The following is a 13,156-nucleotide window of genomic DNA, read 5'->3' as shown; positions in this document are numbered from 1 at the left end:
CCCACCATGGACATCAATTACTTTCGGCTGATCGACCGCATCGTCGACCTCAATCTGGACGCCAAGACGATTGTCGTTGAGGCCCAGGTTCCGGCGGCGCACACGATCTTCGAGGGGCATTTTCCGGGCTTCCCGATCATGCCTGGCGTGCTGCTCACCGAGGCCATGGCGCAGAGCTCGGGCTGGCTGCTGCTCGGCCTCCTGAAGTTCGAGCGCATGCCGTTCCTCGCGATCGTCAAGGAAGCCAAGATGCGCGGCTTCGTCAGCCCCGGCCAGTTGCTGACCATCGAGGCCAAGCTCGAGCACGAAGGTTCCGGCTTTGCCGTCACCAAGGCCAAGGGCCGCGTCGGCAAGGAGCTCAAGTGCAGCGCCGAGATCACCTTCGGCCTGTCCCCTTTCCCCGATCCGAACTTCCGCGTCTACATGGACGAGATGGCCAAAAAGATCGGTTTCCCCCTGCAGGCAGTGAGCAATGGCTGAGCCGAAGGAAGTCTGGATCACCGGCATCGGCCTGATCTCGTCGCTCGGCGAAGGCCTTGATGCGCATTGGGATGCGCTCAGCGCCAAGCGCGTCAATGTCGACGAGCAGCGCTTCGCGCCGTACATCGTTCATCCGCTCGCGCCCGTCAGCTTCGATGCCCAGATCCCCAAGAAGGGCGATCAGCGCCAGATGGAAGCCTGGCAGCGCATCGGCACCTATGCGGCCGGCCTTGCGCTGGATTCCGCCGGCTTGAAGGGCAACCAGGAAATCCTGTCGCGGATGGACATGATTGTCGCGGCCGGCGGCGGCGAGCGCGATCTCAATGTCGATATCAATATCCTGACCGCCGATGCGGCGGGTAATTCGCAGCCCGGCTTCCTCAACGAGAAGCTGATGAACGAACTGCGTCCGACGCTGTTCCTGGCGCAACTCTCCAATCTGCTCGCCGGCAATATCGCGATCGTTCACGGCGTGTGCGGCACCTCGCGCACCTTCATGGGCGAGGAAGCCTCCAGCATCGACGCCGCGCGGATCGCGGTCGCCCGCATCGAGGCCGGCCAGAGCGACATCGCGCTGGTTGGCGCTGCGCACAATGGCGAGCGTCCCGATCTCTTGATCCTCTACGAATTCGGCGACTTCAACCTGACCGGCCAATACGCTCCGGTGTGGCAACGCAAGGACAAGCCCGGCTTCGCGCTCGGCTCCGCTGGCGCGTTCCTGGTGATGGAGTCCCGCGAGCACGCCGAGGCGCGTGGCGCAAAGCCTTACGCCAAGCTGACCAAGGTCGTCGCCGATCTGGCGCGGCGCAAGCAACCGGGCGCGGTGACGAACTCGCTGCAGGCGATGTGGCCGAAGCTCGGCGTCAGCGACGACAAGGCCGCGCTGATCACCGGCACCACCGGTGCCGAGCCCGTGACGTCGGACGAGCGCGCGTTCCTCGCCCAGCATCCCGGGTTGGCCGTACGCGCCACCGGCACCACGTTCGGCCATACGATGGAAGCGCAGTTCACACTCGGGCTCGCGCTCGCGGCACTGTCGCTGTCGCGCGGCGCGCTGTACCCGGCCAACGACCCGACCGGGCTCGAGGTTGAAAAGGCCGACGCGCCGACCCAGATTGTCGTGATGGGGGCCGGTCACTGGCAGGGCGAAGGCTTGGCCCTGGTCGAGGCTGTGAAATAATTCCGGCGCAACACCGACGGGGAAACCATGGCAGCACCACGCGATAAATCCGGCCGGCCGATCGTTGTCGTGACCGGCATGGGGATTTTGACCTCGCTCGGCGCGGGCAAGACCGACAACTGGACCCGGCTGACCGCCGGCGAGTCCGGCATCAAGACGGTGACGCGCTTTCCGATCGACGGGCTGAAGACCACGATGGCCGGCGCGATCGATTTCGTGAAGGTCGATCCGTTCTCCTCCACCGGCCTGTCCGAGCGTCTTGCAGTGCTGGCGATCGAGGAAGCGCTGGATCAATCCGGCATCGGCAGCAAGGGCGATTTCCCGGGGCCGCTGTTCCTCGCGGTCGCGCCAGTCGAAACCGAATGGCCGCAGCGGCTGGAGGTCGGCCGCACGATCGGCCGGCCTGACTTCACCACCATGGACGTGCTGCGCGCCAGCGGCGGCGGACGGTTCGCGGACAACCATCACCGCTTCATGTTCGGCTCAGTCGCCAACAATCTCGCCGACAGCTTTGGCACCAAGGGCTCGCCGATCTCGCTGTCGACGGCCTGCGCCTCCGGCGCGACCGCGATCCAGCTCGGCGTCGAGGCCATCCGCCGCGGCGAAACCGATGCGGCACTCTGTGTCGCCACCGACGGCTCGGTCAATCCCGAAGCCATGGTGCGCTTCTCGCTGCTGTCGGCATTGTCGACGCAGAATGATCCGCCGCAGGCCGCCTCAAAGCCGTTCTCCAAGAACCGCGACGGTTTTGTGATGGCCGAAGGCGCCGGCGCGCTGGTGCTGGAAAGCTATGACGCGGCGATGGCGCGTGGCGCGCGCATCCTCGGGGTCGTCGCCGGTTGCGGCGAGCTCACCGACTCCTTCCACCGCACCCGATCGGCCCCGGACGGCAAGCCCGCGATTGGTTGCGTGCGCAAGACGCTGGCGGACGCCGGCATGGAGCCGGAGCAGATCGACCACATCAACGCCCACGGCACCTCGACGCCGGAAAACGACAAGATGGAATATCTGGCGACCTCTGCCGTGTTCGGCGATCACACCTCGAAGATTCCGGTATCGTCGAACAAGTCCGCGGTCGGGCACACCATCTCGGCGGCCGGCGCGGTCGAGGCGATCTACTCGCTGCTCACGCTGGAGCATCAGCGGATTCCACCGACCCTCAATTACGAGGTGCCGGATCCGGCGATCCCGTTCGACGTGGTCGGCAACAAGGCGCGCGACGCCCGCGTCACGGCCGTGATGTCGAACTCGTTCGGCTTCGGCGGGCAGAACGCCTCGCTGATCCTGACGCGCGAGCCGGCATAAGCCGGCCCCTGCCCTCGTCATGAGCCGCCTGTTCCTCCGCGCCAAGGCGCGCCTGCGCGACGCCACCAAGCCTGCGGCGGAAGCCGCGATCGGCGCGCTGACGGTCGGCATGCTGCGCACCACGCGCTATTTCGATCCGGACAAGACCGCAAAGTTCTTCGGCCGTGCCGCGCATTTCATCGGCCGCCGGTTGCGCGAGGATCGGATCGGGCGCGAGAACCTCAAGGCCGCCTTCCCCGAGAAGTCGCCCGAAGAGATCGAGGAGATCCTCACCGGCGTCTGGAACAATCTCGGTCGCCTCGGTGCCGAGTTCGCCCATCTCGACCACATCTGGGACTACGACCCCGATCATCCGGAGCGGCCGAGCCGCATCGAGTTCTCGCCGCGCACCAAGGTGCTGTTCGACCAGCTTCGCGACGACGGCAAGCCGGCGCTGTTCTTTGCCGCCCATCTCGGCAATTGGGAACTGCCTGCGCTCGGCGCCGTCGCGCACGGGCTCGATGCCGCGATCCTGTTCCGCCGCCCCAACATCGAATCCGCCGACCGCGCGATCGAGCGCATCCGCAAGGTCAAGATGGGCACGCTGGTGCCAGCCGGCCGCGACGCGCCGCTCAAGCTCGGACAGGCGCTGCAGAACGGCCAGCATGTCGCGATGCTGGTCGATCAGTATCTGACCAACGGCGTCCCCGTCACCTTCTTCGGCCGCAAGACCACCGCCAATCCGATGCTGGCGCGGCTGCGCCGCCAGGTCGATTGCCCGATCCACGGCACCCGCATCATCCGCCTGCCCGATGGCCGCTTCCGTGCAGAACTGTCGGAGGAAGTGAAGCCGGTGTTCGACGCCTCCGGCCAGATCGACGTGCAGGGCACGATGCAGGCGGTCACCGACGTGGTCGAAAGCTGGGTGCGCGAGTATCCGGATCAGTGGCTGTGGCTGCACCGCAGGTGGCGGTAGCGCGTCGTCATTGCGAGCGAAGCGAAGCAATCCATCCCTCAGCTTGCGGAGCTATGGATTGCTTCGTCGCTTTGCTCCCTTGCACAAGCGCCTTGCGCTTGTTGCAGGCAATGACGGATGGAATTACTTCCCCGTCTTCACCCGAGTCCACAGCCTGTTGATGATCCGCTGCGTGGCCGGATCGCGCGCGGTGATCACGAACAGCTTCTTCTGCGTCGCCTCGTCCGGATAGATGTTCTTGTCGCCCAGAATCTTCGGATCGATCAGCTTCTGGCTCGCCAGATTGCCGTTGGCGTAGGACAGGAAGCTGGAGTTCTTGGCAGCGACGTCCGGGCGGTAGAGATAGTTGATCAGCGCATAGGCCTCGGTGACGTTCTTGGCGTCGGCGGGGATCGCGAGATTGTCGAAGAACATCTGCGCGCCCTCTTTCGGGATCGTGTAGCCGATCTCGACGCCGCTCTTGGCTTCCGCCGCGCGGCTGCGCGCCTGCATGACGTCGCCGGACCAGCCGACCACGAAGCAGATCTCGCCCGACGCCAGCGCGCTCAGATATTCGGATGAATGAAACTTGCGCACGTAAGGCCTGATCTTCATGACGAGATCGGCAGCCTTCTCCAGGTCGGCCTGCTTGGTCGAGTTCGGATCGATGCCGAGATAGCTCAGCGCCGCCGGCAGGATGTCGTCGGCGGAGTCCAGCATGTGGATGCCGCAGTCCTTGAACTTCGCGAGATTCTCCGGCTTGAAGACGATGTCCCAGCTGTCGATCTTCGCGTCAGCGCCGAGGATCTGCTGCGCCATCTTGACGTTGTAGCCGATGCCGGTGGTGCCCCACATGTAGTTGGCGCCGTAATTGTTGCCGGGATCGTAGGTGGCAAGCTCCTTGGCGACCACCGGCCAGGCGTTGGCGAGGTTCGGCAGCTTCGACTTGTCGAGCTTCAGGAAGACTTTTGCGGTGATCTGGCGCTGGAGGAAATAACCGGTGGGCACCACGACGTCGTAGCCGGACTTGCCGGCGAGCAGCCGCGTCTCCAGCGTCTCGTTGGCGTCGAAGGTGTCGTAGACCACCTTGATGCCGGTCTCCTTGGTGAAGTCCTCAAGGACATCCGGCGCCATATAGTTCGACCAATTGTAGAAATTGACCGTGCGCTCTTCCGCCTGCGCGGATGACGAGAGCAGCAGAACCGCGGCGATCGCGCCGATGAAACTGACGTGACGACGGCTCTGCAGATGCATGTGTCTCTTACCTCTTGCGGCGATGGATCGCGTCGGACAGACGCTCGAGCGCGGTGTCCAGCGTGGCATCCTTCTTGGAGAAACAGAAACGAACGACCGACGTCACGGGATCCTTTTCGTAGAACGCCGACACCGGAATCGCCGCGACCTTGTAATCCCGGACGATGCGCCAGCAGAAATCCGTATCGCTCTCGTTGAGTCCGAGCGGCGACAGGTCGACGGTGAGGAAGTAGGTGCCCTGCGATTTCAGCACGGGGAAGCCGAGGCTCTCCAGCCCCTTGGTGAGGCGATCGCGGCTGCGCGCCATGTCCTGGCGCATCGTGAGGAAATAGTCGTCGGGCTTGCCGAGACCATAGGCCACCGCGGCCTGCAAATTCGGCGCAGTGGTGAAGGTCAGGAACTGATGGACCTTGGCCGCGACCCGCAGCAGCGGCGGCGCGGCGCAGACGAAGCCGATTTTCCAGCCCGTCAGCGAAAAGATCTTGCCGGCGCTGCCGATCTTGATGGTGCGGTCGCGCATGCCGGGAATCGTGATCAGCGGAATGTGCTCGCGGCCGTCGAAGGTGACGTGTTCCCAGACCTCGTCGCAGATCGCGACAACGTCGAACTCCTGGCAGAACCGCGCCAGCAGTTCGAGGTCCTCGCGCGGATAGACCACAGCGGCCGGATTGAGCGGATTGTTGAACAGCACCGCCTTGGTCTTGTGGTTGAAGACGCTGCGCAGCATCTCCTCGTTCAGCCGCCACTCCGGCGGCTCAAGCCGCAGCAGGCGCGGAATGCCGCCGGCTTGGCGGATGATCGGCAGATAGGAATCATAGACCGGCTGGAAGCACACGACCTCGTCGCCCGGCTCGACCATGGCCAGGATCGAGGACGTCAGCGCCTCGGTACCCCCGGAGGTGACCATCACTTCGGTCATCGGGTCGAGCTTGAGCCCGTGCCAGTGTCCGTAATGCGTGGCGATCGCCTGCCGCAGTTCCGGAATGCCCATCATCGACGGGTACTGATTGTATCCGTTCACCGAGGCCTCCGCGGCCGCGCGGCGGATATCTTCCGGTCCGGGATCGTCCGGAAAACCCTGGCCGAGATTGATGGCGTTGTTGTCGCGCGCGGCCTGCGACATCGCCTCGAAGATGGTGACGGGAAGGTCCGCGAAGACCTTGTTCATGGAGGTCATGGAAGGATCAGCCGCCCACCTTGGTCGGCATGCCCGCCGCCTTCCAGCCGATGATGCCGCCCGCCAGATGCTTGTCGTAAGGCAGGCCCGCGGCCTGCGCCGCCAGCGACGCCGTCACCGAACGCTTGCCGGAGCGGCAGGCGAACACCACCTGCCTGCCCTGCGGATCCGGAATCGCGGCCGGGTCGAATGTCGACAACGGCACCACGACGCTGTCGGGATAGGCCTCGGCTGCGACCTCATTGGGCTCGCGGACATCGACCAGAAGATAGCGCCCATCGGCTATTCCCTTCGACACCTCGTCCGGAAACAAATCTTGCACCTTGTGGTCCGCCACGGAAAAATCCTCCCAGATGGGCTTAGCCTGAGCCCCGCCAGCCGGTGCGCAAAGTCGCCTCTCGCGCGGGGAAAATCAAGGACTGAGAGCGGCTTATAGCGCGGTCTGAATCTTCCACCAAAGCCTCAATCGCCTGCACTGGAACGGCAGTAATCAGAGCTGCTTGACGATCGGCCACGCCCCTTCCGGAGTTTGCGGTCCATTCGCCCGATAGCCCCGCCGGAGGTAGAAATTGAGCGCGTTCGAGCTGGCTTCGGCGCAGACCGCCGCGACGCCGCGCTTGCGCATCTGGTCCTCGAGCATGGCAAGCAGACCAGCGCCAACGCCGCGACCGGCACATTCGGGAGCGGTGTACAGCCCCTCCAAAGTGTCGCCACGGATAGCGCCCCACCCCGCGGTCGTGCCGTCATGCTCGGCCACCCAGATCTCGAGGTCGCGCAGCTTTCGCTTCATCCCGATGAGGGTCAGTGAGGTCGCCCAGAGCTCGACCGCCTCGACCGACATTCCGCTCGGCGCCAGCCCGAGGATCGACGTGCGCCTGATCTCGAACAGGCGCTTCGCATCGGCCGGCGTGGCCAAGCGATGAATAGCCCTCATTCGATCCCTGCCCTCCTGAGAGGGCCGTTCCATCAGATCGTGACCTGCGTGCCGACCTCGACCACACGGCCGGTCGGGATCTGGAAATAGTCGGTGGCGTCGTTGGACGAGCGGGTCAGCGCGATGAACAGATGGTCCTGCCAGCGCGGCATGCCGGAATGCGCGGCGGGTTTGAGGGCACGACGGGACAGGAAGAACGAGGTCGACATGATGTCGAACTGCCAGCCGAGCTTGCGGGCGATCGCCAGCGTCTTCGGCACGTTCGGGGACTCCATGAAGCCGAACTTCAGCGTCACCCTGGAGAAGGTCGGGCTGATCTGCTCCATCCGCACCCGCTCCGACGGATCGATGCGCGGCGTCGGCGCGGTCTCAATGGTCAGGATGACGTTCTTCTCATGCAGCACCTTGTAGTGCTTCAGGCTGTGCATCAGCGCGGTCGGCGCGCTCAGCGGATCGCTGGTCAGGAACACGGCCGTGCCGGAGACCCGCTGCGGCGGCCGCTTCTCCAGCATGGCCACGAGATCGGCGAGCGGGAACTCCAGCTTGCGCGACTTCTCGAACAACAGCCGGCTGCCGCGGCGCCACGTGTACATCAGGATGATCATGGCCGCGCCGAGCGCGAGCGGCACCCAGCCGCCTTCGAACACCTTGAGCAGGTTGGCCGACAGGAAGGTCAGGTCGAGGAACAGGAACGGTGCGATTAGTGCACCAGCCGCGATCGGCGACCACTTCCACACGCGCCAGATCACCACAAAGCCCATCATGGCGGTGACGACCATCGTGCCGGTGACCGAGATGCCGTAGGCCGAGGCGAGCGCGCTGGACGAGCGGAATAGCAGAACGAGCAGGATCACCGCGATCAGCAGCATGCGGTTGATGCGGGGAATGTAGATCTGCCCCGAATGCGCTTCCGACGTGTGACGGATCTCGAAGCGCGGCATCAGGCCGAGCTGGATCGCCTGCCGCGTCAGCGAATAGGCGCCGGTGATCACCGCCTGGCTCGCGATCACGGTGGCGATCGCGGCGAGGATGACCATCGCGATCAGCGGCCAGCCCGGCGGAAACAGCAGGAAGAACGGGTTCTCGATCGCCTTCGGATCGGACAGCACCAGGGCCGCCTGCCCCATGTAATTCAGCGCCAGCGACGGCAGCACGATGAACAGCCATGCGGTCTGGATCGGGCGCTTGCCGAAATGACCGAGGTCGGCATAGAGGGCTTCCGCGCCGGTCACCGCCAGGAACACGGCACCGAGCGTCACAAAGCCGATAATGCCGTGATGAAGCATGAACGACACGGCGTAGAGCGGATTGAACGCCTGCAGCACCTCGGGATGCGCGATGATCTGGGGAATGCCCGCGACCGCGATGATCGCGAACCACAGGCACATGATCGGGCCGAAGAATGCAGCGACGCGCGCGGTGCCGCGCGACTGTACGGCGAACAACGCGACCAGGATCACCACCGTGATCGGGACAACGTAGGGGTCGAAGGTCGCCGTGACGAGCTTGATGCCTTCGATCGCCGACAGCACCGACAGCGCAGGCGTGATCACGGCGTCGCCATAGAACAGCGCGCCGCTGATGATGCCGAGCAGCACGATCGTGCCGCCGCCCCAGCTCACGGCGCGCTGCGCCAGCGCCATCAGCGCTAGCGTGCCGCCCTCGCCATTGTTGTCGGCGCGGAGCAGGATCACGACGTATTTCAGCGTGACGACGACGATCAGCGCCCACAGGATCAGCGAGAGCACGCCAAGCACCGCCGCCGCCGTTGCGGTGCCACCATCGGGGCCGCTCGCGGCAACGACGGCTTCGCGCAGCGCGTAGAGCGGGCTGGTGCCGATGTCGCCGTAGACGACGCCGATGCTGCCGATCAGGAGCGCTTTGAAGCCCGCGGTGGAATGCGCCTCGCCATGACCATTGGCCGCGGGCGTTTCCGCCGCGGTGATCGCACTCTCGGATGACATGGAAGACGCGCCTCTATCTTCTACCGCGCTGCACAATGCGGGGTTGCAGGGCTATACTCCTACCGCGAATGCATAGGTTAGCGCGGATTTTGGCCTCAGGTATGCAACGAGCGCATATCTTCACGCCCGCTAGCTGCCGAATCCCGCAGACGGATCAGATAGTTACCTGAGTACCGACCTCCACCACCCGCCCCGTCGGGATCTGGAAATAATCGGTGGCATCGTTCGCGGACCGGCTCATCGCGATGAACAGATGATCCTGCCATTGCGGCATGCCCGATTGCGCGGAGGGCTTCAACGAGCGGCGCGACACGAAGAACGACGTCGCCATGATGTCGAACTGCCAGCCGAGCTTGCGCGCGATCGCGAGCGCCTTCGGGACGTTCGGCGACTCCATGAAACCGAAGCGCAGCCGCACCTTGGAGAATTTGTCGCTGATGCTCTCCATCTGCACGCGATCGGAGGGATCGACGCGCGGCGTCTGCGCGGTTTCGATGGTGATGATCACGTTGTGCTCGTGCAGCACCTTGTTGTGCTTGAGATTGTGCAGCAGCGCCGTCGGCACGAAGCCGGGATCGCTGGTCAGGAACACCGCGGTGCCCTTGACGATGTGCGGCGGACGCTTCTCCAGGCTCTTGATCAGGTCCGCCAGCGGCACCTCGATGCGCCGGGTCTTCGCAGTCAGGATCGCAGCCCCCCGGCGCCACGTCCAGATCATCACCGCCACCGCCACGCCGAACAGCAGCGGCACCCAGGCGCCTTCGAACAATTTGAGCAGGTTGGCGGCGAAGAAGCTGGTGTCGACCACAACGAGCGGCAGGACGAGGGCCGCCGCGGTGGCCGCGCGCCAGTTCCACAGCTTCCAGATCACGACGAAGCCCATGATGCCGTCGACCACCATGGTGGTGGAGACGGCGATGCCATAGGCGGATGCAAGGCCGCTCGAGGTGCGGAACAACAGCACCAGCAGCACGACCCCGACCAGCAGCAGCCGATTGACGCGCGGCAGGTAGATCTGGCCGGCATGCGTCTCCGACGTATAGCGCACCTCGAAGCGCGGCAGGAGACCGAGTTGCACCGCCTGGCGGATCAGCGAAAACGCGCCTGTGATCACCGCCTGGCTCGCGATGACGGTTGCGGCAGTGGCGAGCACGACCATCGGCAACAGCAGCACCCCGGGAACCAGCCGGTAGAACGGATTTTCGATCGCCGCCGGATCGGACAGCACCAGCGCGCCCTGCCCGAAATAATTGATCAGCAGCGCCGGCATCACGAAATAGAGCCAGCCGACCTGGATCGGCTTGCGTCCGAAATGACCGAGGTCCGCATAGAGCGCCTCACCGCCGGTCACCGCCAGAAACACCAGGCCCATCGTCACCAGGCCGATGGTCCCGTGGGACAGCATGAACTGGATCGCGTACCAGGGATTGATCGCCGCCAGCACGGTGGGATCGTCGCTGATATGAATGAGCCCCAGCGTCGCCAATGTCGCGAACCAGACCACCATCACCGGCCCGAAGGCCGAGGCGACGCGCGCGGTGCCGCTGCTCTGGACCGAAAACAGCACGACGAGGATGAAGATGGTCAGCGGCACCACATAATGCTCAAACGCCGGGGTGACCAGCTTGAGGCCTTCGACCGCCGAGAGCACCGAGATGGCCGGCGTGATCATGGAATCGCCGATGAACATCGAGGCGCCGACCACGCCGAGCGCCAGCAACACCCAGCTTCGGTGGCCGAGCGCCCGCTGCCCCAATGCCATCAAGGAGAGCGTGCCGCCCTCGCCGTTGTTGTCGGCGCGGAGCAGCAGCAGCACATATTTGACGGTGACGACGATGAACAGCGACCACAGGATCAGCGAGAGCACGCCGAGCACGATGGTGCGCGTGACCTCCTCGCCATGGGCTGCGTGGGTGACGGCTTCGCGGAAGGCGTACAACGGCGAGGTGCCGATATCGCCGAACACGACGCCGATGCTCCCGAGCGTCAGGGCCCAGAAGCTCGAGGACGCCTGACCTTCGTGGGCTTCACTGGTTGAGACGCTGACAGCCATGGCGAAGGTGGAACGCTCTCACGGTTGATTTTGATCCGCGCGGTGATCGTCGCTTCCGCGCGGCCTGTCAACCAAACCATCATATCATTGCATGCGGCGAGAGGCCCCGGACTGCGCCGGTTCACCACAGGACGATGAGGTGGTAATATCGTAACTTCAATTGCTTACGGCTTGAGATCCGGCGGCAGCGGCGGATTTTCGCGCATCAATGTGATGGTGACGCGACGATTGGCCGGCAAGGTCGGATCGTCAGGAAACAGCGGCTGGCCATCGGCCTTGCCGCCGACCGAGAAGATGTGGGAGGCCGGCAGCCCCTCCCGCTCCAGAATCTGCCGGACCGCATTGGCGCGGTCGGCCGAGAGATCGTACGCGCCGTAGTCGCTGCGCGTCGGCACGAAGCCCGCGGCGGTATGCCCCATGATCGCGACCCGCAGCGGCGTCGCCTTGAGCGGCGCGGCGAGCTTCTGGATCAGCCGGCGGGTGCGGTCATACGGCACCTTGGAGCCGTCGGCGAACATCGAGCGGCCGTCCTGGTCGACGATCTCGAGGTTGAGGCCTTCCTTGGTCTCCTCGAACATGATGTGCTTGGACATCTCGGTCAGCTCCGGCATGTCCTGCAGCGCCTGCCGCAACGATGCGGACGCCAGCGCGAATTCGCGATCGATCTTCAGCCGCGCGCCGTTGACCTGGCTGCGCTCCTGCTCGTCCGGCGTCGGATTGGCGGAGGATTCCTCCGGCGAGATGTGCTCGACGTTCTTCAGCTTCGGCCGGGTCGGCAGGCCGTCGGATTCGATGATGCCGGAATAGCGCACATTGGTCTGCACGCCGAAGGCGTCGCGCATCGAGCCGGCGACGATCTTCAGCTTGTTGTTGTCCATGGTCGAAAACGCGACGAGCATCACGAAGAAGCTCATCATCAGGCCCATGAGATCGGCGAAGGTCACGAACCAGCCGTGACCGCCGCCATGTGCATCGCCGCGCTTTTTCTTGGCCATCGCCTAAACTTCCGAACGCGCCGCGACCGTCAGGCCGGGACCGGCTCGCCTTCCTCGTGACGATGCTTCTCCGGCAGATAGGCCAGCAGCATCTCGCGCACCAGCGCCGGGCTCTTGGAATCGCGGATCATCAGAATGCCGTCGATGATCAGCGTGCGGTTGGTCTCTTCGTCGAGCAGCTTGCCGTGCAGCTTGTCGGCGATCGGCAGACAGAACAGGTTGGCGACCAGCGCGCCGTACAGCGTGGCGAGCAGCGCGGTCGCCATGAACGGGCCGAGCTTCGAGGGGTCGGTCATGTTGGCGAACATCTGCACCATGCCGATCAGCGTGCCGATCATGCCGAACGCCGGGGCGCAGTCGCCGATCGCGCGGTAGATCTTGCTGCCCTCGTCGAGATGCATCAGGAAGTTGTCGCGGTCGCGCTCGAGATTGTCGCGGATGAATTCGAGGTCGTAGCCGTCGGCGACGTAACGGATGCCCTTGGCCAGGAACGGCTCGTTGGTCTCGACCTTTTCGAGCCCGACCGGGCCCTGCTTGCGGGCGATCTCGGCAATACGGGCGAGCTCGTCGACGAGGTCGCGGGCCGACAGCCGGCTCATCGTGAAAGCGAATTTCAAGCCGAGCGGCAGGCCGTGCAGCATCACGCCGAGCGGAAAACGGATCATGGTCGCCGAGATCGAACCGCCGAAGATGATGATCATGGCGTGCTCGGAGATGAACATGTGCAGGTCGCCGCCCATGAACATCATCAACGCGATAACGGCGACGCCGGCCACCAGCCCCGCGCCTGTCATGATATCCATGGAGCACTCCAACGCATACGCGACCCCCGCCTGTCCTGGACGGCGCACGGCCCGAGACGGACCGCGTTGGGAAGACC

The 13,156-nt window shown here is 64.6% G+C and carries 12 protein-coding genes; 4 read left to right on the top strand and 8 right to left on the bottom strand.

The features are described from left to right. Nucleotides 1-6 precede the first annotated feature (6 nt). The 4 genes from JQ604_RS05805 to JQ604_RS05790 are packed head-to-tail and all read left to right on the top strand — an operon-like array spanning nucleotide 7 to nucleotide 3,920. Complete coding sequence (locus tag JQ604_RS05805; RefSeq protein ID WP_212354212.1) at nucleotides 7-480, top strand: 3-hydroxyacyl-ACP dehydratase FabZ family protein; 474 nt, start codon at nucleotides 7-9, stop codon at nucleotides 478-480. After that, nucleotides 473-1,660 (top strand): beta-ketoacyl-ACP synthase, encoded by a 1,188-nt coding sequence (locus JQ604_RS05800; protein WP_212354210.1) that lies wholly within the window; start codon nucleotides 473-475, stop codon nucleotides 1,658-1,660. The genes JQ604_RS05805 and JQ604_RS05800 overlap by 8 nt, the downstream gene beginning before the upstream one ends. Nucleotides 1,661-1,687: 27 nt before the next feature. Beyond that, complete coding sequence (locus tag JQ604_RS05795; RefSeq protein ID WP_212354208.1) at nucleotides 1,688-2,965, top strand: beta-ketoacyl-ACP synthase; 1,278 nt, start codon at nucleotides 1,688-1,690, stop codon at nucleotides 2,963-2,965. 19 nt (nucleotides 2,966-2,984) lie between these two features. Further along, entirely contained in the window at nucleotides 2,985-3,920 is a 936-nt protein-coding gene (locus JQ604_RS05790; RefSeq protein ID WP_212354206.1) for a lipid A biosynthesis lauroyl acyltransferase, read from the top strand. Between the two features lie 123 nt (nucleotides 3,921-4,043). Here the strand turns inward: JQ604_RS05790 and JQ604_RS05785 are convergent, their stop codons facing one another. From JQ604_RS05785 to JQ604_RS05750, 8 genes are all read right to left on the bottom strand, one after another. Continuing rightward, complete coding sequence (locus tag JQ604_RS05785) at nucleotides 4,044-5,153, bottom strand: polyamine ABC transporter substrate-binding protein (RefSeq protein ID WP_212354205.1); 1,110 nt, start codon at nucleotides 5,151-5,153, stop codon at nucleotides 4,044-4,046. A 7-nt stretch (nucleotides 5,154-5,160) separates the two neighbouring features. Then, nucleotides 5,161-6,330 carry an aminotransferase gene (locus JQ604_RS05780; RefSeq protein ID WP_212354203.1) on the bottom strand — a complete coding sequence of 390 codons (1,170 nt, stop codon included), beginning with the start codon at nucleotides 6,328-6,330 and terminating at the stop codon, nucleotides 5,161-5,163. Nucleotides 6,331-6,337: 7 nt separating this feature from the next. Continuing rightward, nucleotides 6,338-6,667, bottom strand: coding sequence for a rhodanese-like domain-containing protein (locus JQ604_RS05775; protein ID WP_212354201.1), 330 nt, complete (start codon nucleotides 6,665-6,667; stop codon nucleotides 6,338-6,340). Nucleotides 6,668-6,820: 153 nt separating this feature from the next. Beyond that, on the bottom strand, nucleotides 6,821-7,246 hold the full coding sequence (locus tag JQ604_RS05770) for a GNAT family N-acetyltransferase (protein WP_212354199.1): 426 nt from the start codon (nucleotides 7,244-7,246) through the stop codon (nucleotides 6,821-6,823). Between the two features lie 50 nt (nucleotides 7,247-7,296). Then, a complete protein-coding gene (locus JQ604_RS05765) occupies nucleotides 7,297-9,228 on the bottom strand; it encodes a potassium transporter Kup (RefSeq protein ID WP_212354197.1) in 1,932 nt (643 codons plus the stop codon). A 154-nt stretch (nucleotides 9,229-9,382) separates the two neighbouring features. Then, nucleotides 9,383-11,281: a potassium transporter Kup gene (locus JQ604_RS05760; RefSeq protein WP_212354195.1), complete on the bottom strand. Its 1,899-nt coding sequence runs from the start codon at nucleotides 11,279-11,281 to the stop codon at nucleotides 9,383-9,385. Between the two features lie 164 nt (nucleotides 11,282-11,445). Beyond that, nucleotides 11,446-12,276: an OmpA/MotB family protein gene (locus tag JQ604_RS05755; protein WP_212354186.1), complete on the bottom strand. Its 831-nt coding sequence runs from the start codon at nucleotides 12,274-12,276 to the stop codon at nucleotides 11,446-11,448. Nucleotides 12,277-12,305: 29 nt separating this feature from the next. Next, on the bottom strand, nucleotides 12,306-13,079 hold the full coding sequence (locus JQ604_RS05750; protein ID WP_212354184.1) for a motility protein A: 774 nt from the start codon (nucleotides 13,077-13,079) through the stop codon (nucleotides 12,306-12,308). Between the last annotated feature and the right edge of the window lie 77 nt (nucleotides 13,080-13,156).

Source organism: Bradyrhizobium jicamae, from assembly GCF_018130695.1.
GTDB classification, from domain to species: domain Bacteria; phylum Pseudomonadota; class Alphaproteobacteria; order Rhizobiales; family Xanthobacteraceae; genus Bradyrhizobium; species Bradyrhizobium jicamae_B.
This window is presented reverse-complemented; position numbering and strand designations above follow the sequence as displayed.

Excerpts from the sequence above, each read along its gene's own strand:
- JQ604_RS05765 (WP_212354197.1), bottom strand. The coding sequence starts at position 9,228 with ATGTCATCCGAGAGTGCGATCACCGCGGCGGAAACGCCCGCGGCCAAT.
- JQ604_RS05805 (WP_212354212.1), top strand. The coding sequence starts at position 7 with ATGGACATCAATTACTTTCGGCTGATCGACCGCATCGTCGACCTCAAT.
- JQ604_RS05780 (WP_212354203.1), bottom strand. The coding sequence starts at position 6,330 with ATGACCTCCATGAACAAGGTCTTCGCGGACCTTCCCGTCACCATCTTC.
- JQ604_RS05750 (WP_212354184.1), bottom strand. The coding sequence starts at position 13,079 with ATGGATATCATGACAGGCGCGGGGCTGGTGGCCGGCGTCGCCGTTATC.
- JQ604_RS05785 (WP_212354205.1), bottom strand. The coding sequence starts at position 5,153 with ATGCATCTGCAGAGCCGTCGTCACGTCAGTTTCATCGGCGCGATCGCC.
- JQ604_RS05760 (WP_212354195.1), bottom strand. The coding sequence starts at position 11,281 with ATGGCTGTCAGCGTCTCAACCAGTGAAGCCCACGAAGGTCAGGCGTCC.
- JQ604_RS05755 (WP_212354186.1), bottom strand. The coding sequence starts at position 12,276 with ATGGCCAAGAAAAAGCGCGGCGATGCACATGGCGGCGGTCACGGCTGG.
- JQ604_RS05790 (WP_212354206.1), top strand. The coding sequence starts at position 2,985 with ATGAGCCGCCTGTTCCTCCGCGCCAAGGCGCGCCTGCGCGACGCCACC.
- JQ604_RS05795 (WP_212354208.1), top strand. The coding sequence starts at position 1,688 with ATGGCAGCACCACGCGATAAATCCGGCCGGCCGATCGTTGTCGTGACC.
- JQ604_RS05800 (WP_212354210.1), top strand. The coding sequence starts at position 473 with ATGGCTGAGCCGAAGGAAGTCTGGATCACCGGCATCGGCCTGATCTCG.